The sequence below is a fragment of the Arcobacter sp. CECT 8989 genome (assembly GCF_004116715.1).
In the GTDB taxonomy this organism is placed as follows: domain Bacteria; phylum Campylobacterota; class Campylobacteria; order Campylobacterales; family Arcobacteraceae; genus Halarcobacter.
On record NZ_PDKE01000002.1, the window covers coordinates 203,572 to 227,200 of the forward strand.

Annotated in this window: 24 protein-coding genes; 15 read left to right on the forward strand and 9 right to left on the reverse strand. The window is 28.1% G+C overall.

The genetic code is table 11. The annotated features are described in order from the left end of the window. Window positions 1–121: 121 nt before the first annotated feature. Complete coding sequence (gene cysS, locus CRV02_RS03150) at window positions 122–1,522, reverse strand: cysteine--tRNA ligase (protein ID WP_129089130.1); 1,401 nt, start codon at window positions 1,520–1,522, stop codon at window positions 122–124. Beyond that, the gene (gene nusA, locus CRV02_RS03155) at window positions 1,522–2,688 is read right to left on the reverse strand and encodes a transcription termination factor NusA (protein ID WP_129084918.1); all 1,167 of its coding nucleotides are present in this window, start codon (window positions 2,686–2,688) and stop codon (window positions 1,522–1,524) included. The genes cysS and nusA overlap by 1 nt, the downstream gene beginning before the upstream one ends. 150 nt (window positions 2,689–2,838) lie before the next feature. Here nusA and CRV02_RS03160 point away from each other — a divergent pair, with 150 nt between their 5' ends. From CRV02_RS03160 to CRV02_RS03175, 4 genes are read left to right on the forward strand one after another with little or no spacing between them, the layout of a single operon-like run. Further along, the gene (locus CRV02_RS03160) at window positions 2,839–3,081 is read left to right on the forward strand and encodes an HP0268 family nuclease (RefSeq protein WP_129084917.1); all 243 of its coding nucleotides are present in this window, start codon (window positions 2,839–2,841) and stop codon (window positions 3,079–3,081) included. A 21-nt stretch (window positions 3,082–3,102) separates the two neighbouring features. Beyond that, window positions 3,103–4,416 carry a tRNA (N6-isopentenyl adenosine(37)-C2)-methylthiotransferase MiaB gene (miaB, locus tag CRV02_RS03165; protein ID WP_129089131.1) on the forward strand — a complete coding sequence of 438 codons (1,314 nt, stop codon included), beginning with the start codon at window positions 3,103–3,105 and terminating at the stop codon, window positions 4,414–4,416. After that, window positions 4,416–5,039 carry a lysophospholipid acyltransferase family protein gene (locus tag CRV02_RS03170; RefSeq protein WP_129089132.1) on the forward strand — a complete coding sequence of 208 codons (624 nt, stop codon included), beginning with the start codon at window positions 4,416–4,418 and terminating at the stop codon, window positions 5,037–5,039. Before miaB ends, CRV02_RS03170 begins: the two co-directional genes overlap by 1 nt. A 15-nt stretch (window positions 5,040–5,054) precedes the next feature. Next, a complete protein-coding gene (locus CRV02_RS03175) occupies window positions 5,055–6,650 on the forward strand; it encodes a hypothetical protein (RefSeq protein ID WP_129089133.1) in 1,596 nt (531 codons plus the stop codon). A 4-nt stretch (window positions 6,651–6,654) separates the two neighbouring features. Here the strand turns inward: CRV02_RS03175 and CRV02_RS03180 are convergent, their stop codons facing one another. Then, entirely contained in the window at window positions 6,655–7,758 is a 1,104-nt protein-coding gene (locus CRV02_RS03180) for a response regulator (RefSeq protein WP_129089134.1), read from the reverse strand. A 126-nt stretch (window positions 7,759–7,884) separates the two neighbouring features. Between CRV02_RS03180 and CRV02_RS03185 the strand changes: the two genes are divergently transcribed. Both CRV02_RS03185 and CRV02_RS03190 read left to right on the forward strand, forming a co-directional pair. Beyond that, entirely contained in the window at window positions 7,885–9,750 is a 1,866-nt protein-coding gene (locus CRV02_RS03185; protein ID WP_129089135.1) for a HAMP domain-containing sensor histidine kinase, read from the forward strand. 23 nt (window positions 9,751–9,773) lie between these two features. After that, window positions 9,774–11,051: a response regulator gene (locus CRV02_RS03190; protein ID WP_129089136.1), complete on the forward strand. Its 1,278-nt coding sequence runs from the start codon at window positions 9,774–9,776 to the stop codon at window positions 11,049–11,051. Window positions 11,052–11,062: 11 nt separating this feature from the next. Here CRV02_RS03190 and mqnE read toward each other — a convergent pair whose 3' ends face one another. From mqnE to CRV02_RS03220, 6 genes are all read right to left on the reverse strand, one after another. Next, window positions 11,063–12,124 (reverse strand): aminofutalosine synthase MqnE, encoded by a 1,062-nt coding sequence (mqnE, locus tag CRV02_RS03195; protein WP_129089137.1) that lies wholly within the window; start codon window positions 12,122–12,124, stop codon window positions 11,063–11,065. A 20-nt stretch (window positions 12,125–12,144) separates the two neighbouring features. Then, on the reverse strand, window positions 12,145–12,468 hold the full coding sequence (locus CRV02_RS03200; protein WP_129089138.1) for a hypothetical protein: 324 nt from the start codon (window positions 12,466–12,468) through the stop codon (window positions 12,145–12,147). Then, on the reverse strand, window positions 12,458–13,108 hold the full coding sequence (locus tag CRV02_RS03205; RefSeq protein WP_129084908.1) for a carbonic anhydrase: 651 nt from the start codon (window positions 13,106–13,108) through the stop codon (window positions 12,458–12,460). Before CRV02_RS03205 ends, CRV02_RS03200 begins: the two co-directional genes overlap by 11 nt. Before the next feature lies 1 nt (window position 13,109). Next, the gene (locus tag CRV02_RS03210) at window positions 13,110–13,352 is read right to left on the reverse strand and encodes a fibronectin type III domain-containing protein (RefSeq protein ID WP_129084907.1); all 243 of its coding nucleotides are present in this window, start codon (window positions 13,350–13,352) and stop codon (window positions 13,110–13,112) included. Then, window positions 13,349–14,443 carry a pyridoxal phosphate-dependent aminotransferase family protein gene (locus tag CRV02_RS03215; RefSeq protein ID WP_129089139.1) on the reverse strand — a complete coding sequence of 365 codons (1,095 nt, stop codon included), beginning with the start codon at window positions 14,441–14,443 and terminating at the stop codon, window positions 13,349–13,351. The genes CRV02_RS03210 and CRV02_RS03215 overlap by 4 nt, the downstream gene beginning before the upstream one ends. 192 nt (window positions 14,444–14,635) lie before the next feature. Further along, window positions 14,636–16,243, reverse strand: coding sequence for a cation:proton antiporter (locus tag CRV02_RS03220; protein WP_129089140.1), 1,608 nt, complete (start codon window positions 16,241–16,243; stop codon window positions 14,636–14,638). A 162-nt stretch (window positions 16,244–16,405) separates the two neighbouring features. Between CRV02_RS03220 and CRV02_RS03225 the strand changes: the two genes are divergently transcribed. The 9 genes from CRV02_RS03225 (at window position 16,406) to CRV02_RS03265 (ending at window position 23,629) form a co-directional block, all read left to right on the forward strand. Next, window positions 16,406–17,083: a DUF502 domain-containing protein gene (locus CRV02_RS03225; RefSeq protein WP_129089141.1), complete on the forward strand. Its 678-nt coding sequence runs from the start codon at window positions 16,406–16,408 to the stop codon at window positions 17,081–17,083. 1 nt (window position 17,084) lies between these two features. Then, window positions 17,085–18,122 (forward strand): AI-2E family transporter, encoded by a 1,038-nt coding sequence (locus CRV02_RS03230; RefSeq protein WP_129089142.1) that lies wholly within the window; start codon window positions 17,085–17,087, stop codon window positions 18,120–18,122. Between the two features lie 2 nt (window positions 18,123–18,124). Continuing rightward, the gene (locus CRV02_RS03235; protein ID WP_129089143.1) at window positions 18,125–19,102 is read left to right on the forward strand and encodes a 6-phosphofructokinase; all 978 of its coding nucleotides are present in this window, start codon (window positions 18,125–18,127) and stop codon (window positions 19,100–19,102) included. Between the two features lie 73 nt (window positions 19,103–19,175). Beyond that, a complete protein-coding gene (locus CRV02_RS03240) occupies window positions 19,176–20,018 on the forward strand; it encodes a class 1 fructose-bisphosphatase (protein WP_129089144.1) in 843 nt (280 codons plus the stop codon). A gap of 143 nt (window positions 20,019–20,161) precedes the next feature. Next, a complete protein-coding gene (locus CRV02_RS03245; RefSeq protein ID WP_129089145.1) occupies window positions 20,162–20,944 on the forward strand; it encodes a TOBE domain-containing protein in 783 nt (260 codons plus the stop codon). A 1-nt stretch (window position 20,945) separates the two neighbouring features. Then, the gene (gene modA / locus CRV02_RS03250) at window positions 20,946–21,692 is read left to right on the forward strand and encodes a molybdate ABC transporter substrate-binding protein (RefSeq protein WP_129089146.1); all 747 of its coding nucleotides are present in this window, start codon (window positions 20,946–20,948) and stop codon (window positions 21,690–21,692) included. Further along, window positions 21,689–22,090 (forward strand): molybdopterin-binding protein, encoded by a 402-nt coding sequence (locus tag CRV02_RS03255; protein WP_129089147.1) that lies wholly within the window; start codon window positions 21,689–21,691, stop codon window positions 22,088–22,090. The genes modA and CRV02_RS03255 overlap by 4 nt, the downstream gene beginning before the upstream one ends. Continuing rightward, window positions 22,083–22,784: a molybdate ABC transporter permease subunit gene (modB, locus tag CRV02_RS03260; RefSeq protein ID WP_129084897.1), complete on the forward strand. Its 702-nt coding sequence runs from the start codon at window positions 22,083–22,085 to the stop codon at window positions 22,782–22,784. The genes CRV02_RS03255 and modB overlap by 8 nt, the downstream gene beginning before the upstream one ends. Then, a complete protein-coding gene (locus CRV02_RS03265) occupies window positions 22,781–23,629 on the forward strand; it encodes an ABC transporter ATP-binding protein (RefSeq protein WP_129089148.1) in 849 nt (282 codons plus the stop codon). The genes modB and CRV02_RS03265 overlap by 4 nt, the downstream gene beginning before the upstream one ends.

The following is a 23,629-nucleotide window of genomic DNA, read 5'->3' on the forward strand; positions in this document are numbered from 1 at the left end:
TATAGTTAATGATAAAAAGAAGTTGTGACATTTGTATGATATTCAATCGTAGCAATAAAATAGCAATGTAAAAATGTTTAGTTTTGTAGCAGTAATGTAATTTTAAGTTTATGGAAAAAGCTTAATGCTTTTCCCATACAGTACCATTAGGAGTATCCATAATAGACACATCTAATGAAGAAATCTCTTCTCTGATTTTATCAGCAGTTTCGAAATCTTTATTTTTTTTAGCTTCAGTTCTTTGTGAGATTAATTGTTCAATTTTTTCAATATCTTCTTGTGACACACCAAATTGGAAATATGTATATGCATCATTAAATCCAATTCCTAATACGTCATTTATAAATTCAAAACTTGAAACTAGTTCTTTTTTGATATTTTTATTTTTTGGTTCTTTGTCTAAAGTCTCATTTGCTGAATTAATATATTCATCAATTACTGAGATTGCTTTTGGAGTATTTAAATCATCATTTAAAGCTTTTAGAATATTCTCTTTAAGCTCTTTATTTACAGCAGATTTTCCTAAACCATAAACTCTTTTTTTAACTCTATAGAACTTGTCAAGTCTTTTTTTAGAGGCAATTAAATCCTCTTCATTGAAGTTGAAGTTTGTTCTATATTGAGCTGTTAAAAGATAGAATCTTATAACTTCTCCTGAGTATGATTTAACAATATCTTTTAAGAAAAATGAGTTACCTAATGATTTACTCATCTTCTCTCCATCAATTGTCACAAAACCATTGTGCATCCAATATTTTGCTAAAGAAGCTTTTGATGAACATCTTGTTTGTGCAGCTTCATTTTCATGGTGAGGGAATAGAAGGTCAGCTCCTCCACCGTGAATATCAATTTGGAAAGGCTCATTTTTATATGCAAGATGTTTATTAATCATAGCAGAACACTCAATGTGCCAACCAGGTCTTCCTTTTCCAAATGCAGCTTCAAAACTTACATCATTTTCTTTTTCAAATTTCCAAAGGGCAAAATCACTTGGATTTCTTTTTTCAGTATTTGCTTCAACTCTTGCTTGTGAGTTCTCATCACTTGCTCTTTTTGATAAAGAACCATAATTTTTATCTTTTGAAACATCAAAATATACCCCATCGCTAGTAGAATAGGCTATGTCTTTTGAGATTAAGTTCTCAATCATTTCAATCATCACATCAAGATTTTGTGTTGCTTTTGGTTCTAAAGTATTATCTAAAATATTTAAAATTTGCATATCATTTTTGTATGCATCTATATAGTGGTTTGTAACTTCTTCTAATGACTTATTTGTATCATTCATTTTTTTGATGATTTTATCGTCAATATCAGTGAAGTTTTTTGTCATGATAACATTGTAGTTATTTGCTTTTAGTGTTCTGTGTAGTATATCAAAGGCAATTGCAGATCTTGCGTGACCTAAGTGTGAATCATCATACACTGTAGGTCCGCAAACGTAAACTTTTACGTCATTGTTTTTTATTGGTTGAAACTCAATTTTCTCTTTTTTTACTGAGTCATAAACAAATAGTGCCATTACTTAAATAGTGCCTCTAAGCTTGCAGTATCTGTTGTTTTTTCAACTTCTTGGTTATCTGAACTTGATGTCGCAGTAGTTGAACCACCAACTTCTACAAGCTCAATTTCATATCTAGTTAACATTGATGCAAGTCTGATATTTAAACCAGCTTTACCAATTGCTTTTGATTTTTGGTCACTTGGAATTGTAACTACTGCTTTACCTTTGTCATTTCCATCTGCAGGTTTTTCAATTTTTACACTTTGAATAATAGCAGGAGATAATGCTCTTGAAATAAACATTTCAGGAATTGCTGAATACTCAACACAATCAATATTTTCTCCATGTAATTGTGCAGAAACAGCAGAAATTCTAACACCTTTTACCCCAACAATTGAACCAATTGGGTCAACAGATGGATCAGTTGTAGTTAAAGCGATTTTAGCTCTACTTCCTGGAATTCTAGCACTTGCTTCAATAGAGATGATTTCATCTTTTAATTCAGGAACTTCTGCTCTTAAAAGTGATTCTAAGAATTTAGGTGCCGTTCTTGATAGTTCAATGATTAAACCATTTGCTTTATCAATATTTACAGCTTTTACTACAGCTTTAACTGTATCTCCAACTTTAAAGAACTCACCTTTAATTCTAGATTTTCTTGGAAGCATACCTTTTACTTCACCAATCTCAACAAAAGTATTTTCTTGTCTGTCAACTCTAGTTACTGTACCGTTAATAGTTTTTCCAATTTTATTTTTATATTTACTAACTAAAGTCTCTTCTAAATATCTTTGAACTTTGTATTCAAAGTTACTATGTAAGATTGTTGCAGCATTTCTTCCCATGTTTTCAAACTCTAGGTCATAATCAACTGTATCTCCAACTTCTAAGTCAGGATCAATCTCTTGTGCTTCACTTAACTCAATGAAGTTTTCAGGGTTAATACTGTTTCCTTCTTCGTCAAGTCCTAAAGATCTACTATCTCCATCTGGTACAACTTCTACTTTTTGTGAAAGCTCTAATTTTTTATTTTCTCTATCTATATTTGCATCAAATGTTAACGTCTCATCTACCATTTTTTCGGCAGTTTTGATTAACGCTTCTTTTAAAGCTGTTTCAACTTCTTCTACTTTTAGGCCTTTTTCATAGGCAATAGAATCCAATATATCAATAATTTTATCCATTAAATTACCTTCTTTTTTTAACATTGAAATGTGATGTTTTTTGATTTTCAATGTGGAATAGAACAATATTATATCAAAAAGTTCTTTTATACAAATTAAAGCAACTTTAAGATAAACTATTTAGCTAATTAAAAACAAAAAGGTAATTAAATGGAATTATTATTTGCAAGAAATGAACTTACTGAAAAGCCAAAAAAAGTTCAACTTGATAAGATTAAAGAAGAGTTAAATAAAAGCGGTGAAAAAATATTCTATTTTGATAGAGACAACTCTCACAAAGATATGATGTCTTTAGTTGATGCGTTAGAAGATGAGGGTTATAACGTATATTTCAGAGAAGTTAAATACGGACTTGCTGATGATGAGTACATGTATGAGGTACATGCTTTATAATAATAAAGTGAATAAAAATAAATGAGTAACCAAGAAAAAAAATTATTTATACAAACGCTAGGGTGTCAAATGAATGACACTGATAGCCAACATATAATTGCTGAACTAAAAGAACATAAAAATTATACAACAACAGATCAGATGGAAGATGCTGATTTAATTATTATTAATACCTGTTCAGTAAGAGAGAAACCTGTTCAAAAACTGTTTTCAGAGATTGGACAATTTAATATTAAGAAGAAAAAAGACGCTAAGATTGGAGTATGTGGTTGTACAGCTTCACACTTAGGTCAAGATATTATAAAAAGGGCTCCATATGTAGATTTCGTAGTTGGAGCTAGAAATATTTCAAAAATCAAAGATGTAGTTGATAAAAAAGGTTCAGTTGAGATTGATATTGACTATGATGATTCAACTTACCAGTTTGCACAAAATTCTAATTCCTTATATAAAACATCTGTGAATATTTCTATTGGATGTGATAAAGAGTGTACTTATTGCATCGTTCCTGCAACAAGAGGTGATGAAATCTCTATTCCACCTGAGATGATTGTAGAACAAGTTCAAAAAGATGTGTCAAAGGGTGCAAAAGAAGTAACTTTATTAGGTCAAAATGTAAACTCTTATGGAAGAAGATTCTCTGATGGTAGAGAGAAAATTAACTTTACTAGACTTTTACAAGAAGTTTCTAAAGTAGAAGGTTTAGAGAGAATTAGATTTACTTCTCCACACCCATTACATATGGATGATGAGTTTATTGAAGAGTTTGCAAAAAATCCAAAAATATCTAAATGTATTCATATGCCTTTACAAAGTGGTTCTACTAAAGTATTAAAAGCTATGAAAAGAGGATATACAAAAGAGTGGTTTTTAAATAGAGCTAAGAAAATTAGAGATTTAGTTCCTAATGTTAGAATTACAACAGATATCATTGTAGCTTTCCCTGGTGAGTCTCAAGAAGATTTCGAAGATACAATTGATGTAATCAAACAAGTTCGTTTTGATCAAATCTTTAACTTTAAATACTCTCCAAGACCAAACACTAAAGCTTTAGAATTTAAAGATTTAGAGATTGAAGATGAAATTGGAAGTGCAAGACTTACAGAAGTAATTGAACTTCACAAGTTACATCAAAGTGAACTAATGGATTCAAATGTTGGAAAAACTGTAGAGGTTTTATTTGAATCATTAAAACCAAATGGTGAGATTGCTGGATTTACAGATAACTATTGTCAAGTATTTGTAAAAGGTAGTGATGAGCTATTAGGAAAAATTGTAAAAGTAAAAATAACTGGTGCAACTAGAACTGCACTTAAAGGTGAAATTGTAGAATAATGAAAAGTTTAAAGAACTATTTTCTTACTAAAATAGCACCTTCTTTTTTACAGCTTATAGTTAGATTTATCTATCTAACATCAAAGAAAAACTTTCATTATAGTAAAGTTTCTGAGGATGAGACATTGATAATTGCCATGTGGCATGGGGATTTATTAATGCAACCATTAAACTACAGAAACTTTAGAAAAAATGGAAAAGTAAAAGTTATTGTTAGTGAACACAAAGATGGACTAATAATAAAAAAAGTATGTGAGTATCTAGGAGTAGGTGGTATTCCTGGGTCTTCATCAAAGGGTGGAATTAAAGCTTTAAAAAATGCTCTAAAAGAGTTAAAAGCTGGAACTGATGTTGCAATTACTCCTGATGGACCACGTGGTCCTAGGTTTTCTATCGCAGATGGGATTGTAGCTATTTCAAAGAAAACAAATACTAGAATAGTATCTTTAAATGCTGTTCCAAAATCTTATTGGCAATTAAAATCTTGGGATAGATTTGTTATACCTAAACCTTTTGGTATAATAGATTTTTATGTATCTGAACCATTTTCTGTAAATGATTTAGAAATGGATGAAGCAAAAGAGTATATAAAAGAAAAAATGTTAGTAAATGCCATGAGATAGGGGTTAAAGTTTAAAATGTTTTCTAAAGAGTCATTATATATAAATGCAATAAAATATACTAATCAATTAAAAATCAATTATAAGAAGCTAAACAATAATGATATTATTGAAACAAATAGCTCTACATTTATTGCAAAAGATGATATCTTAGGAAGAGACATTGCCACAAAACTTAATAATCATGCCTCTGAAATAAACAACACTTATATTTCTACACTATTAATTGCAGATGATACTGTATTATTAAAAAAGAAAAGTGCTAAACCAAAAGATTGCGAAGTAACAGTATTAAACAATGACTATAATATTGCTGTTTCTAAAAACAATCTTTTTGAAACAAGAAACTATTTTGAAAAGTGTGGAGTTGATTATATCTTCTCTGCTTATCATGTTTTAAATCTTCATATTGAACAAAACCCTTGCAACAATAATCTAGTAATACTTCTATTTAATGACCAAGCTTTTTGTGTAGTTTTAAATGAAAAAAATGAAATTATATTTAATAAAAAGATTACATTATCTGCCTTTGATGATATAAAACAAAGTAAGTTTTATGAAAATGAAGTATTAGGTCAAAAGCTTTTTGATGAAGTATATGCTTTAGAGCTACATGAGGCTATTCAAAATACAATTGAAGAGTTTTATGCAAATAGTAAAAACATATTTATAGAAAGAATTTCACTATTATATAATATTAAAATCTTAACAAATGAACAGATACAACAAATAAGTGATGAGTTTATGATTGATACAACTTATCATCCAATCTCTGTTGATGAAGAGTTATTTGAGTTATCAAAAGATACACATAGTCATAAAAGTTTTATAAAGCCAAGGTCAAAACCTACAAACACATTTAGAAACTTTGTTTTAGCCCTAGCAGTATTTGCTGTAATTTTTGCAGGAAGTGCTTTTGTTTTACCATATAAAAAATGGCTAGGGATGGAAGATAAGAAGGTAACAACTCCAACTCAAACTGTTTCAAAAAAAGTTGAAGAAGCAAAACCTATCAAACGAGAAATAATACTTCCAAATCATATGGAAATAAACTCTCAGCTAGAGTTTAAAGTATTAAAAGCTTTAGAAGTTATTCCTTATGACATGGTTTTAACTGAATTAACAGTTGATAAAGATAGATTACTATTTGATGTAAATATGTTAAATAAAGACACTTATATCAAAGTTATAAAACCTGAACTGCAAAAAGATTATGAAAAAGTAAATATAACTTTTAAAGAGAGTAAAAAGCCTGTTTTAAAAGCAACTATTGATGTAGAAGGTTTCAAAGATAAAAAAGAGACTGGAACAAAAGAGTATAAAGATGTTTATTTATCAAATGAGTTTATGTCAATTATTACTGTTACAGAGCAGATAAAAATGCTATTTCCTAAAGAAACAAGCATAAACTTTAAATCAAGTTCTAAAGAGACTAATGTAAGCTTTGATTATCTTGTAAATATGTTAATACAATCTCCATTAGAGTTTTTTAAAGTAATAGAAGTATTAAATAATGAGATGTACTCTATAAATATTAATTATCCAGTTAATTTTGTTAAAACGGAAGCTGGTATTGAAGTAGAGTTTATTTTACAGTTTAATCAACCAAAGTAGTTGATTAAAACTGCATTATAAATCTAACACCATTTTCAAAGTTTTCTATCTTTAGATTCCCATTGTAACTATTTTTAATAACTAATTTAACCATATATAATCCTACTCCTGTCCCTTCTTCTTTTGTAGTATAGTATGGATCAAATATTTTTTCTAAATTTTCTTCTTCTATTCCCCCAGCATTATCACTAATGATTAGATATTTTTTTTCATCTTTAGAAAAAGTTATAATTTCAATTTTTCTATTTGCTATCTCTCTTTCTTCAAAAGCTTGCATTGAGTTGGTAATTAAGTTTATTAAAACTTGAGATAACTCCATTTCTATACCATTTAATTGATAGTTTGAAATTATTTGTGTTTCAAGTTCAATATTAGCTTTTTTTATTTGTGAACCAATTAACTCTTTTGTACTTTCAATAACTTTTATTATTTCAAATTGATTCTTATGTTTATCTGGGTTGAAAAAGCTAAGAAAACCATCAATTGTATCTCTCATATAATGAATTTGTTTTTTAGTATTTTGAGAGAATTCATCAACCATTTCATCATTTAACTCATTAAATTGATAGGCAAATTTAATATCATCACAATAAATAGATAATACATTAAGTGGTTGTTTTAGTTGATGTGAAATTACACCTATCATTTCACCTATACTAGCCATTTTTGTGTTATGAACAGCAAGTTTATTTGCTTTTTCAAGGGAAGATTTAATTTGTTTATTTTTATTAAAAAGTTCAATATAGGCTTTTAGTTTAGAGGTTAATAAAACATCATCAATTGGTTTAGATATATATTCAATAGCCCCTAAATCATATCCTTTTTTTTGATATAAATCTTTATCGTAAATACCAGTAATAAATATAACAGGAATATCTTTGAGTTTTTCTATTCTTTTAATATATTCAACAAATTGAAATCCATCAACGTCTGGCATTTGAATATCACAAAGTATTAAATCAACACTCTCTTTCATGAGAATATTAATTGCATCATTTGCATTAAGTGCAGAGTGAATATTGATATCTAAATCTTCAATAAGTAGCTCTAGTGAATATATATTATCTTGAACATCGTCTATAATTAAAACAGAAAATTTATTTTTCATAATATATCCTTTCATTTTATATTATCTAAAATTATATTCTAAAATGATACTATAATAGTATTTTTTATCTATATAATAACTGTAAGGTTATTTTTAAAGGAGTAGAACATTAAAGTTCTTAAAAAAATGCTAAGTATTTTTGATAAATTTAAAAACAGTATCGGCTCAAATTTATTTAATAGAGTGTATCTTACTTATTTTGTTTTTGTATTTTTATTTGTACTTTTTCAAATCTTTACTGAGTATAAAAATGAAAAACGGAAACTTGAAAGAGTATTTACAAAAATAGAGAGTGTATATAAAAATATTTTAATAAAGAATACAAAAGATAAAAATATTAAACAGTTAAATAGTATCTCCCATGCAATAGCACAAACCACTGATATCTCAGGTATTTCTATTATTGAAGAAAAACAACGGTTTATATATTTAAATGGAATGGTTGCTAGTGATATTGAAAATATTAAATCAATAATAAGATTACCTAATTTGAATTATAGATTTTCTAATAGCTTGTTAACCCATGGAATAGAATTTAGTATTGAAAATAGGAATTACTTTATATTTTTATTTATAGATAAAAATGAAATTTATAAAAATATGGAAGAATCAATTTTTTTAATACTTTTAAATATTTTAGCAAGTATGATTATTCTTGGAATTCTATTTTTGATCTTTTCAACAAAATATTTAATTAAGCCACTTAATAAAATAATTGATGCTACAAAAAAGTTTGATGTTGTTGGTCATGAAATTATAGAAATAAAGCTAGATAAAGTAGAAAAAAATGAGTTACATACTCTTGCAAGAACATTTAATAAAATGTCAAAGAGAATCAATGAAGCTTATATCAATATGCAACAGTTAACTATGATTAGAGAGATTCAAAAAGATAAACTCGAATTACAGAAGAAAGAACTAGAAGATGCTAATAAATCAAAAGATGATTTTATGGCAAATATGAGCCATGAGTTAAAAACACCCCTAAACTCTATCAATGTAATTAGTAATGTAATGATGAAAAACAAAAGAGGCGTTTTAAATGAAAAGGATATCAAAAATTTAGAGATAATAAATAAGTGTGGTAAAGATTTACTGTTTTTAATAAATGATGTTTTAGACCTTTCTAAACTTGAAGCTGGTGAGATTATATTAAACAATGATAAACTTGATTTAAGAGAGTTAAGTGATAGTATCTATGATATGTTTAACTTACAAGTAAAAGAGAGAAATATAGAGTTTAAGTATCATATAGATGAATCTTTAGATTTTATCTTTAGTGATAAAGATAGAATTAGCCAAATTATAAAAAATCTTTTAAGTAACGCTGTTAAATTTACTGAGAAAGGTCAAGTAAAATTTTTAGTCTTAGATGAAGAGCCAAATGTAAAAATTATTATTGAAGATGATGGAATAGGGATCTCAAAAGATAAGTTAGAACATATTTTTGATAGGTTTAAACAAGTTGATGGAAGTACAACAAGAAAATATGGTGGAACAGGGCTAGGATTGGCTATCTGCAAGGAATTGAGTAAATTACTAGAAGGTGATGTCTTTGTTGAAAGTGAAATTGATAAAGGTTCAAAGTTTACTTTAGTTATTCCAAAAAATAAACATCTTTTAGAGGGAATAAATTTTTTAGAGATAAGTTCTAACAAAGAAGAATCATTTGAACTAAATAGTATTAAAGAAGAGATTATTGTATTAAATAATGACCCTATAGTCTTTTTTAACTTAGTAATTGAATTAAATAAAAAGTATAAAGTAATACAAGCTTTTACTTTTGATGAATTAAAAAAATTTATTGAAAGAAAAGAGAAAATGATTATTGATATAGATAACTTATCAAAAGATGAAATAGACTTTCTGATAACGAACTTTGAATCTAAGTTAATATTTATATCTGAAAATGATTTAGAAGATGAATATAAAAAGCAAGTATTTGATTTTGCTAAAAAACCACTAACAGAAGAGGTAATTACAAAGATATAACAATCTTGTAAAAAGGATTTATTATGATAGAAAAAAATGAAGAGATTAAAAGTTTAAAAGTTTTATATGTTGAAGATGAAGATTTAGCAAGGGAAAAACTAGGAAAGTTTTTGCAAAGAAAGTTTAATAATGTTGAACTTTGTGCAAATGGTTTAGATGGTTTTTTAACCTTTGAAAAAGCTTTCCATAAGAATGAGAAGTTTGATTTAGTAATCAGTGACATAAACATGCCTAAGATGGATGGTCTTGAAATGTTTGAGAAGATTAAAGAGCTTGATACTAATATTCCTTCAATGTTAATCACTGCTAGGACTGAAATTGAGCAATTATTAAAAGCTATCTCTTTACATATAGATAGTTATATTTTAAAACCAATAGACTTAACTGTAATTGATGAAAAACTAAATAGACTTTGTAGTGATATTTTCTATAAAAAGAATTATGAAAACCAAAAGAAAGAGTTAGAGACTTATTTAGATATTTTAAATCAAGAAGCAATAGTTTCAAAAACTGATTTAAATGGAAACATAACTTATGTAAATGATGGTTTTTGTGTCGTTACAGGTTATGAAGAGAATGAACTAATTGGTAATTCTCATAAATTAATAAAACATCCAGAAGTTCCTAAAGAGTTTTTTAAAAGTCTTTGGGAAACTATACAAGCAGGGAAAATTTGGAGTGGAACTTTTAAAAATTTAGCAAAAGATGGTTCGACATTTTTTGTGAATACAAAAATTATCCCTATTTTTGATTCTTCTAATAAAGAGATTTTAGAGTACATAGCAGTTAGATTTTTAGTTACAGAAGATGAACTTAAAAAAAGAGAGAGTTATAAGAAGTATTTAGAACAAGTATCTCAATATAAAAGAGCTATAAGTGGGCTAAATAAAGAGAAAGAAAATTTAGTTAAGAGAGTTCTTGATTTAACAAATATAAATACTACATTAGAAAGAAAAGCACAGCAAACAGAACTTAAAAGAAAACAACTTTTACGACAGCTTGAAGCATATGAAAAAAATAATTTAGAGTATGACAAAGTAAATCTTATGACCAAACAAGATAAAAGTAAACAGTTTGATCAAATGCATAATGCTTTAAATACTTTAAAGGGTGTAAATATAAGACAAGAAAAAACTATAAAAGATTTAGAAGCTATGCTAGTTTTAAAAAAAGATGACTTAGATCATTTTATAAAAAAAGATTTAGAAAATAAAAAAAGAATAAATGATTTAAAAGATTTAGTTACAAATTTACAAAAAGAGAATGAAGAGTTAAAAACTCATAAGAAAACTCTATTTTAATAAGATAAAAGTTACCAAACTTTTATCTCATTATAAATTGAGTCTCTTTCAACTGGTGTAAAGCCAGAGTTTTTGATTAAATCAACAAACTCTTTAAGTGGCATACCATTTGCACTTTTTGCTCCTGCTGCACTTTGAATAGACTCTTTTTCAATTGTTCCATCTAAATCATTTGCACCAAACTCTTGAGCTAAAAGAGCTAGTTTTACAGTTGATGTTACCCAATAAGCTTTTATGTGAGGAATATTATCTAAAAGGATTCTAGCAATAGCCATAGTTTTTAATATCTCTTGACCAGTTAAAAAATCTTTTACTTTTAGATAGTTATTCTCTTTTTGATAAACAAGGGGAATAAAAGCATTAAAACCATTTGTTTCATCTTGTAGATCTCGTAGTCTTAGCATATGGTCAATTCTGTGTTCTCTTGATTCAACATGTCCAAATAGCATTGTTGCATTACTTTCATGTCCTGCTTTATGCCAAAGTTTATGAATATCAAGCCATTGTTGTGAAGTAACTTTTCCACCACAAATTCTTTTTCTAACCTTTTCATCAAAGATTTCAGCTCCACCACCTGGCATTGAATCAACACCACTTTCAATCATCTTTTCAATGATTTGTTCATAACTTAAATCATACTCTTGTGCTAAAAAGTGTATTTCTGCTGCTGTTAATGCTTTTACATGAATATGAGGAAAATCTTTTTTGATTTTTTTAAAAATATCTAAATACCACTCTAATCCTGTATCTGGGTTATGAGCAGATACAATATGTACTTCTTTAATACCATTTTTAGATGAGTTTTTAACTGTCTCTAAAATTTGTTCGTGGCTCATTGTGTATGGATTAGGATTTTTTCTACTTGCACTATATGCACAGAATTGACATACATCTTTACAGATGTTTGTTGGATTAATATGTCTATTTATATTAAAATAGGTTTTATCTCCATGTTTCTCTCTTCTAATGTCATTTGCTATTGATGCTAATTCAAAAAGGTCTAAATCATATAATTTTATCGCATCTTCGTAGCCAAGTCTTTGGTTATTTTTAATCTTTTCTAAAACACTCATATTCTCTTCTTCATTTTAATTTATTTGCAGTCTATATCTTTACTATATTTTCCATGGTTACTTCTATGTACAAATCCAATACACTCTTTATTTAAAGTTTCATCAAAAAATGTAACTTTGTAAACAGTACTTTTAACTTTTGTTTCTTTATCTTCAACACTCATTCTGTTTACAACTTTGATACTAGAAATTTTTTCATGTCCAAGTGAACTTAGAACTTCCTCCATTTTTAGGTTCTTTGTCATGATAATGAATCCAAAACCTATAATAGTAGCAATAGACATTATTGCAATTATAACAACAGTTTTTTTAGGAAGTCTTCTAACTTCTACATTATGGCTCATATGTAAACTCACTTAAAGGTTTGAATTTGTCATCTTTACTATCATAGTAGTCGATTTTTGCAGTTTGGATGTCATAATACCATCCATGAACTTTAAGTTCACCTTCATCTAATAATCTTTTTACATCAGGATAAGTTAGAAGGTTTTCAAGTTGATATCTAATAGAGTTTCTTTCAGTTGCTCTATACATCTCTTCTTCTGTATTAAATTTTTTATTTTTTAATGTTCTTTCTTTTGCTTTAGCACCTAATTTTAGCCATGTTTTAACATGAACTAGTGAGTCTGTTGCAGGAATATCTTCATATAAAGATTTACACGCTCCACAGTGAGAGTGACCACATACAACAATATGTTTTACTTTTAAAACAGCAACAGCATACTCAATAGCAGCAGCACTTCCGTGGTAATCTTCATCATGTTTATATGGAGGTACAAAATTTCCTACGTTTCTTAAAATAAACATATCTCCTGGTTTTGAATTTAGCATCAAATCAGGAGTAACTCTACTGTCTGAACATCCTATAAACAGAACCTCTGGCTTTTGTCCATGTTCAACTAAGTCTTTTAATTCGTCTTCTAAATCCAAAAATTGTGAATTTCTGAATTTTTCATTTCCTTTGATTAATTCGTTTAAAATCATGCTACCTTCCTAAGTTTTTTATTACAACTTGATTTTCTTTAGTTACTACAGTAACTTTTTTAACAGGGTCTTTTTCTTCATCATCAACAACTCTATACTCAACAAGATAATCCACTTGATGGCAAGATACTATTGATGTAAGTTTTGAAAGTTTTACACTTTCACAGTTTTTCATATTCACGAAGTTATTCTCATTTGCAAAGGCTGCAACACAGAATGTAAGAGTTAAAAGTAGTTTTTTCATCTTGTTTCCTTTAGAAAATTACAAACATACTCTAAGTCATTTTGTTTAATATCAGTTTTTGCAATAAGTCTTATTATTGCACTTTTTACGGTTGGTTGTCTAATTGCTCCAACAAGATAACCCTTTTGTTCTAACTGTTTTTGTAAGTCTAGAACTTTTTTATTATCTGCAATTTGTACAGGAATAATTAAACTTTGAGAATCCATATTTAAAATATTGTTTACAGTGTTCAGATTAGTAGAGATTTTCTCTTTTATTTGAACCTTGTTTTTTTGTATATATTTTAAAGATTCGTGGCCTGAAACTATATCAAATAAAGATGGAGCAGTTGTGTAGATTATAGCTTTAGCTCTATTTACAAGAAAGTCAATAATTGTCTTTGATGCTAAAATATAAGCTCCATAACTTCCATATGCTTTTCCTAGTGTACCCATTTTTATATGATTTTCTCTAGGAGTTATTTTATAAAGGTCAAATATTCCAAGCAAATTCTCTCCTAAAACACCTGAGGAGTGTGCTTCATCAACTATTAGTAAAGCATTTTTTTCATTTGCAAAATCAAAAATCTCTTTAGGAGCTAAATCACCTTCCATAGAATAAACACCTTCTATGGCAATAATCTTTCTTCCTTTAACATTTTGATTTTCAAACTTTTCTTTTAGGTCTTGGCAATCATTGTGATTGAAAATAACAACTTGGTTTTTATTTAAAAGTCTAGTTGCTAACATACCACTTGCATGATAATTCTCGTCTATAAATAAAACATCTCCTTTTCTAACAAGAGCTTCTATCATAGAAATATTTGCTAGAAATCCACTTCCTACAACAACTGCATCTTCAAAACCGTTGTATTTTTTTAAATCATCTTCAAAATCTTTATGTAGTTGAGAATATCCAGTTACAACAATTGAGGCTTTTGGAGAGGTGAATTTTTCATTGTGAAGTTTTTTGTATGTATTTTCAAAAATTTCTTTTTGTGAGGCAAGACCTAAGTAGTCATTAGAGGCTAAGTCAATTAGATTTGTATCGAAAACCTTTCTAGTACGATATCTATTAGCTTTTTTTATTGAGTTCAACTCTTTTTCGTACAATAACTACTCCTAATAATTTCACAATTATATACAAAAATTTTTTAAAAATTGTTAAATTTTTTCATAATGCTACTGTTTTGCTATAGTGAGTAGTTATAATTTCTTCACCTACTAATTAAACGTCCTTCATAGTAGATAAGAAGAGCAGAGATTTATCTCTCGCTCTTTTTTTATTTACTGAAAAATCAAAAGTTAATTACTAATCTCTAAACTTTTTTGAACGATTAAATTTGCAGTCTCTTGTTGAGCATGAATAAAGTTTCTAATACTTAAGTTTTTAAGATATTTTTTCTCGCTAACTGAATCAATCTTTACTATTAAATTTGCATCTTCATCATACTTTAATAGGGCTTCACAAATCAAAGCTTTTTTTGAAAGATTACTAAGGGTAATTATAATACTTGAAGCATCTTCTATTTGTAGTGACTCAATTACAGGAAGTTTTTCTAAGTGTCCAAAATATGCTAGGTAGCCTTTTTTTCTAGCTAATAAAACGTGTTTTAGATTATCTGAAATTATTACAAACTCTTTATTCTCTTTTTCTAAATCCCTTGCAATAATTCTTCCTAAAGTTTCGTATCCACAAATTACAATATGGTTTTTCTTATTAATTGGTGTAATTTTATCTGACTCATAAAATTCCTCAATGATAAGAGAAGATAATTTATAGATATTATTTACTATAAATGGAGTTAGTATCATTGATAAAACTGTAACTAAGATAAGGAAGTTACTTAAGTTCTCTTCTAATAAACCATTTGATGCAGCAAGGGCAAAAACAGCAAAAGAGAACTCTCCAATTTGGCAAAGAGCTAGGGCTGATTTTACAGAGTCACTCTTATTTGAATCTTTTTTAACAATTAAATAGATAACTAAGGCTTTAGTAAACATTACTAAAACTAAAACAATAAGTAGATATAAAATATTCTCTACAAAATATGAGATATCTATTTTAGCACCAACAGAAAAGAAAAAAGTACCAAGTAATAAGTCTTTATAACTTGCAATATCTGACTCTACTTTTATATGGTATTTTGTTTCTGCAATAATCATACCTGCAATAAAGGCTCCAAGCGAATAAGTAAAACCTAACTCATGGGCTAAGATTGAAGCTCCTAAAACAATAGATAAAACTGAAGCTAAAAATAGTTCTTCTAGTCTTGTATTTGAAGATAGTTGTAATAAGTATCCCATTATTTTTTTACCAACAGTAAACATAAAAAGAATAATCAATAGTGCTGAAACAAAAGTTTTTAATAAAATTGCTTCAATTGAACTTCCACTTGTTGATAAAAAAGTAATCAAAAGTAAAATAGGAATAACAGCTAAATCTTGGAAAACCAAAATAGCCGTTGATTTTTCTCCATAAGGTGTATAAATATCCTTTGATTGTTTTAAGTAGCTTAATACAATTGCAGTAGATGAAAGTGAAAATGCTAAGGCAATAATCAAAGATGGGGTAGTATCTAAACCAAAAATATATCTAGTGATTAAAAATATTATAACCGCACTAACTGATACTTGTAAAAAACCATTTGCAAAAAGAAGTTTTTTCATTCTTTTGATTTTTTCTAAAGGCATCTCAAGACCAATAGTGAACATTAGAAAAACAATACCAAACTCTGCTATTAACTCTAAAGTATGAAGGGTGTTTTTCTCATCTAAATTGAATATTGTTGCAACTATAGTTCCTGTTAAGATATATCCAATTATATGGGATATTGATAATTTTTTTAATAGTAAATTTAAAACCGTTGCTAGGGCAAGTGAAACAAATAATATAAATAGTGTATTTTCCATGGTTAAATTTTATCTTAAAAAAATAACAAATTTAATTAACAGCTGTATATTAAATATTCAAATTGTATTATTCTTAATCAAAATATGATAATTGTATATATTTTTTAGTGAAAAAAGTACTCTAAGTAGCTATAATATTCTTTTATTGAAAGAAGGAAAGAGATGTTAAAAAAATATTTTTCCCATGGAAAAGATCATGTAATAACAGTTATTCTAAAAGGACTTTTTTGGTTAGCTCCAATTGCAGCTATTACTATAATCGTAATTTGGATTTATGAAAAGATAAATCAGTTAACTGGAAGTATGTTTGAATTATTTGGTTTTGAACCTGAAAAATTTCCTTTTTTATGGACAATTGTTGGTGTAATTTTAATGGCTTCTTTTGCATATATTCTAGGAGTATTTGTAGAAACAAAATTAGTTAAAATTATTCAAAAGATATATTCTAAAATACCAGGTTTCTCAACTATAAAAGAGTTAGTAAATATTTTTAATACTTCAAAGTCTGGTGAGAAAAAAGTACTTGTTGTTTTAATCTCTGGTTTCTCTAAAGATGATTATAATATCGGATTAATGTATTCAACAAAAGAGTCTGTACTTAAAGACCACTATACGGTTGTTTTATCAATGACACCTATTCCAAATGGTGGATATATGTTTGAAGTACATAAAGACAAAATTAGAGTTATAGAAGAAGCAACCTTTGATTCAAATTTACAGTATCTTTTATCAATGGGAGTTAAGTCTTTAGCTGATATAGTAAATATTGAACCTAAAAATATAGAAGAGTTTAAAACGTTATCACAGGTTCTAGAAGAAAACAACCAAAAGGAACAGTAGTTTGGATGCAATAAATATAAGACACTATTTTTTTTATTTAGCTACCTTGGTAGTAATAATTGCAGGTTTAAAAGTTGCCAGTGAAATTGTAGTTATACTATTTTTAGCAATATTCATTTCTTCAATTTTTTCTACACTTTTAAGGTTTTTAGAGAAAAAGCATATACCAAGAGTAATCTCATATGTTTTAGTAATTTGTATTTTTGTATTGATATCTTTACTTTTAGGTTATATTGTTAATAACTCTTTGAAAAACTTTATTGAAAATATACCTCAATATGAAAAGCAGTTGCAAGGCTTAGTTGTAAACACAATTGCTTTAGGTGAGAGTTATGGAATAGCAGTAGATAAAAAGATGATTTTAGATGCACTTAATTTTAGTTCATTTTTTGGTTTTACAACAAACATAATTGGAAGTATTGGAACTTTCCTTTCTAAGTTTTTACTTATTGTTATTGGGGTTGCCTTTATTCTTGCAGAATCAAAATCCTTTGAAAAAAAGTTAAAAGTTATTTTCAAACAAAAAAGAGAAGAGTTAGAACACTTTAATCAATTTTCACACAATATTCAAAAATACTTTTTAGTAAAAAGTACAACAAGTTTTTTAACAGGATTTATAATAGCTGTAGGACTTATAATCTTTGGTGTTGATTATCCAGTACTTTGGGGTGTAATTGCAATGCTATTTAACTTTGTTCCAGTAGTTGGTTCAATTATTGCAGCAATTCCAGCGGTACTTTTATCCCTAGTTAGTTTAGATTTAAATACAACAATTGCACTAATTGTATTTTATGTTACTATCAATATTTCAATTAGTAATATTATTGAACCTAAGCTTATGGGAAAAGAGTTAGGTTTATCTCCTTTAGTTATCTTCTTCTCACTTATTCTTTGGGGATGGGTTTTAGGAATAGTTGGAATGTTCTTAGCCGTTCCAATTACTATGACTTTAAAAATAGCCTTTAGTTCTAATTCTACTACTCAATGGATAGCTATTTTAATGTCAGATATAACAACTAAAAAAGAGAAAAAAGGTTAAAAATGGCAATTGCAATATTAACTTCAGGTGGAGATTGTGCAGGGATGAATCCTGCAATTAAGCAGTTTGTAGATTATTGTTTTATAAAAGAAATTAAACCTTTTTTAGTATTTGATGGACTAGAAGGTTTGATTGATGGAAATATAAAAGAAGCTACCTTTGATGATGTTGCTGGAATTATGCATGAAGGTGGAACTAAAATAAGGTCTTCAAGGTCAAAAAGATTTTTTGAATTAGAGTATAGAAAACAAGCCTATGAAAACTTACAAAAACATGGAGTTGATAAGCTTATTATTTTAGGTGGAGATGGTTCTTTTAGAGCTTTAAACCAGTTTTATAAAGACTTTGGTGTAAAGTTTGTAGGAATCCCAGCAACTATTGATAATGATATCTTTGGAACAGAGTACTGCTTAGGTGTTGATACAGCACTGAATATTATTAGAGAAGCAACAGATGCCATAAGAGATACTTCTGCTTCATTTAAAAGAGCTTGTGTAATTGAGACTATGGGAAGAGACTGTGGATATTTAGCTTTAGTTTCTGCTATTACTTGTGGGGCTGAGGTTTGTATGATTCCTGAGCTTGATTATGATTTAGATGTTATAGGAAAAAGATTAAAAGAAGAGCTTAAAAACGGAAGAAAATACATAGTTTGTGTTGTTGCAGAAGGTTGTTCAAAAAATAAGTGTACAACTACAAATGAACTTGTTAGATGGCTTGAAGAAGATGTAGGAATTGAAACAAGAGCAACTATTTTAGGTCATATACAAAGGGGTGGAAATCCAACAGTATATGACAGACTTATGGCATCAGAGTTTGTGACTTTTGCGATTGATGAAATCTTTAAAGAAGAGTTTACAAGTAGTGTGATTGTTTATAATAAAGGTGAGTTTGAGTTTGTATCAATTGATTATGTGAACTCTTCAAAGTATGAGATAAAAGAAGAGTTGCTTAACCTAGCAAAGAGATTAGTGAACTAGCCTTATAGGGCTTTAATCAATTACTTGATATTATAAATACTAATTAATTAAAAAATAAAAGAGGCTAAGATTTATGATTGCAGTTTTTAATGCCATTACAAATATTGCAGAAGATATAGAAAAAAACGTATTTGTTGATTGTGAAAAGTTTTTATCAAGTGGACTAAGTGACCAACAAATGCATGATAGTGTTCATGATTATTGTTCAAAGATTATTGAAAGAGAGTTCAAAAGAGTAAAATCAGTTCATGGTTTTATTGGAAAAGACAATAAAGACTACACAACAATAAATGAAAATGGAAAATACAAAATCTCTTATGTAGCTATTGATAATGTAGATTTATTAGATGTTGATTTTTCACTAGGAACTATTTTTGGAATTTATGAGCATCAAATGGATGCTTTCCACTTAAAAGCAGCTATGTATATTACTTATGGACCAACTTTCCAATTAGTATTTGCTTCAAAATCTGAAGGTGTAGTTTACTTCTCTTATGAAGATGGTGAGTTTATAGAACAAGACCCTTTAACTTTAGAGAAAAAAGGAAAAATCAATTCTACTGGTGGAGTTGCTAGTGAATGGACAAAAGAACATAAAGAGTTAATAGAAAGCTTTTTTAATGAAGGATATAGATTAAGATATTCTGATTCTTTAGCTTTAGATACACACCAAATTTTATTTAAAAGAGGTGGTTTATATTCATCTCCTGCAACAAAATCTTTCCCAGATGGAAAACTAGAAGTACTATTTGAGGCTTTCCCTATCTCATATATTATTGAGCAAGCAGGTGGAAGAGCAACTAGTCAAAAAGGTCGTATTTTAGATATGACAAATGTAGAACTACATGATAAAACACCAATTTATTTTGGTTCATCTTCTGAAGTACAAAAAGTAGAAGACTCTTTAAATAACTAGTATGTAGCTTTTAGGCTACATACAAAAATATAAATAATTAGATTCAATATGTATTAAGGTATATAACGCTACGATTTTGATGCATGAATCTTTTTTTATGCAACGCGTTGTTTACTATAGTATATAAAGAAAAAAGGAATGCCTTGGAAATTTCATCAAATTTGACCCTAGAACTATTAGATCAACCCTTTTTGTTAGAGAAAAGGATTGATCTTCTTTTTGCAATACAAAAATGTGGTTCAATAAGTAAAGCTGCAAAAGAAGTGCCTATGAGTTATAAAAAGGCATGGGAAGCAGTTGATACTATGAACAATCTATCTTCACAAGCTGTAGTTACTACAGAAAAAGGTGGAAAAGGTGGAGGTGGTACTTCATTAACTCCTTATGGTGAGAATTTATTGAAGACATATTTATTTTTAAAGCAAGAACAAAAAAGTTTTTTAGATAGATTAAAACAGATGACTGATATAGATACAGGAACACTTAAAACAATAGGGAGACTAGCTATGCAAATTAGTGCCAGAAATCAAATACAAGGTATTGTTGAGTCAATAATACTTTCAGAAGTTAACGCCCAAGTTCTTATTAAGTTAAAAAGTGGAAATACGTTAGTTTCTAATATAACTAAAACTGCTGCTCAAGATTTAGATATAAAAAAAGGTGATGAAGTTACTGCATTTTTTAAATCAAGTAATGTACTTATAAGTACAGATACAAATACTGCTTTAAGTGCTAGAAATAAATTTGATGGAAAAGTTTCAGCTATTACTAAAGATATAATAAATTCTGAACTAGTAGTTGATATTGGAAATGGAGATTCTGTAGTATCTGTAATTACTACAAACTCTATTAAAACATTAGACTTGAAAGAAGAGATGCCAGTGTGTGCAATTATAAAATCAAGTGACATAATGATAGGAAAATAAGATGAAAAAGTTTTTATTTTTGTTGTTTGTTTTGACTTCAAGTTTAGTAGCAAGCACAATAAATATTGCAGTTGCAGCAAATGTAAGTTATGCAATTGATGATTTAATTAAAGAGTTTAATAAACAAAACCCTAATACTAAAGTATTAGTTACTTTAGGAAGTAGTGGTAAGTTAACAGCTCAAATAAAAAATGGAGCTCCATATCAGTTATTTATGGCTGCAAATATGAAGTATCCAATTACTTTAGATAATGATGGGTTAAGTTTAACTAAGCCATTGATTTATGCTCAAGGAAGTCTTGCAATTTTGAGTTCTAAGAAACAAGATTTTTCAAAGGGAATAAATATTGTAAGTGAAGAAAATATTGAAAAAATAGCAATAGCAAATCCTAAAACAGCTCCCTATGGAAAAGCTACTGTTGAAGCTTTAAAAAATGCAAAATTATATAACAGTATTGAAAAGAAGTTTGTATATGGTGAATCTATCTCTCAGACTGTAGCTTATTCGGTTACAGCAGCTGAATTAGGATTTATTGCTAAGTCATCTTTATATAGTGACAAGATGGCAAAGTATAAAGAAAGAGTTAATTGGACTGATGTTGACCCAAAACTATATACACCAATTAATCAAGGAATTATTATTCTAAAAAATGCTGATGGAAATAAAGAAGTAAAAGCTTTTTATGACTTTATTTTAAGCGAGAAAGCAAAAAAAATATTTAAAGAATTTGGATATTTAGTACCATGAATAAACTAGAGGCAATAGTTACAAAAATAAAAAGTAAACAGAGTTTAAATCTAGTCTCTTTTTCATTTAATACAAACTCTCTTACAATGATTAGTTTGGATTTAGATGAGAAGGTGAAAGAAGATAAAAAAGTTCTATTGAGTATAAAACCTACAAATATAACCTTAGCAAAAAATTTTGAAGGACTTTTAAGTTCTTCAAATAAACTCCTTGGAAAGATATCTAATTTAGAAATAGGTGAATTATTAAGTAGTGTAATATGCGATGTAAATGGAACACTAATTGAAGCAGTTATTACAACAAACTCTTTAGAGAAAATGAACTTGTCTTTAAACGAAGATATAGTTTTACTATTTAAAGCAAGTGATTTAGCAATAATGGAGATAAGTAATGATTGAAGCAATTACAAATCTAGATTTAAACCCTTTGCTAATTTCATTTAAATTAGCCCTTATCACTACTATTATACTTTTTATTTTTTCTTTGCCTCTAGCTTGGTATTTGTCTCAAACCAAGTCTAGAGCAAAACCCTTTATAGAAGCAGTGACTGCTTTACCAATTGTATTACCTCCTTCTGTAATAGGCTTTTATATTCTCTGGTCTTTATCTATTAATTCCCCTGTGGGAAGCTTCTTTGATGAAGTATTAGGAATAAAACTTGTATTTAATTTTACGGGTGTTGTAATTGCTAGTTGTTTTTACTCTTTGCCTTTTATGGTTCAACCTTTACAAAGTGGTTTTGAAAGTATAAATAAAAATATGCTTGAAGCAAGTTATGTAGCAGGAAAAAGTAAATTTGAAACTTTAATTAAAGTAGCTTTACCAAATATCAAACCAGCACTTATGACAGCAACTATAGTAACTTTTGCTCATACAGTTGGAGAGTTTGGAGTTGTTTTAATGGTAGGTGGAAGTATTCCTGGGGAAACAAAAGTTGCAGCAGTTGCTATTTATGAGTTTGTAGAAATTATTGATTATAGTTCTGCTCATATTTATAGTGCAATTATGTTGATAATCAGTTTTATAGTTTTACTTTGTGTATATATTTTCAATCAAAAATATAATAAAAAATTTACTGGATTACATAGATGATAGATATAGATATAAAAAAAGAACTTCATGGCTCACAAGGGGCTATGAATCTTGATGTAAATTTAAATATTAATAATAAAGACTTTATAGCCCTAACTGGACTTAGTGGAAGTGGAAAAACAACTCTGCTTAGAAGTTTAGCTGGACTTGAAAAGGCAGAAGGAATTATAAAAGTTGATAATGAAATTTGGCAAGATGAAAAAGAGTTTTTGCCAGTACAAAAAAGAAAAATAGGTTTTGTTTTCCAAGACTATGCACTTTTCCCTAATATGACAGTAATAGAAAATCTGTTTTTTGTAAATAATGATAAAGAGTTAGCAAATCATCTTTTAAAAATAACAGATTTAGAAGCCTTAGCAAATAGGTTACCAAATAGTTTAAGTGGTGGACAAAAACAGCGTGTAAGTCTTTGTAGAGCTATGATGAATAGACCAAAACTTCTTTTAATGGATGAACCTTTATCTGCACTAGACCCAAGCATGAGATTAAAACTTCAAGATGAAATATTACAACTACATAAAGAGTTTGAGACAACTACTATTTTAGTGAGTCATGACCCAAGTGAAATTTATAAACTTAGTAATAGAGTAATTGTTTTAAAAGATGGAAATGTTATAGATGATGGAGATGCGAAAAGTGTGCTACTTAAAACAAGTGGAAGTGCTAAGTTCTCTTTTGAAGGTAAACTTCTTGATATCATCAAAGTAGATGTAATAAATATTGCAATAGTAGCAATTGGCCAACAGTTGGTTGAAGTAACAATAACATCAAATGAAGCAAAAGATTTAGTCGTAGGTCAAGATGTGAGAGTAAGTACTAAAGCCTTTGCTCCTTCTATCAAATAA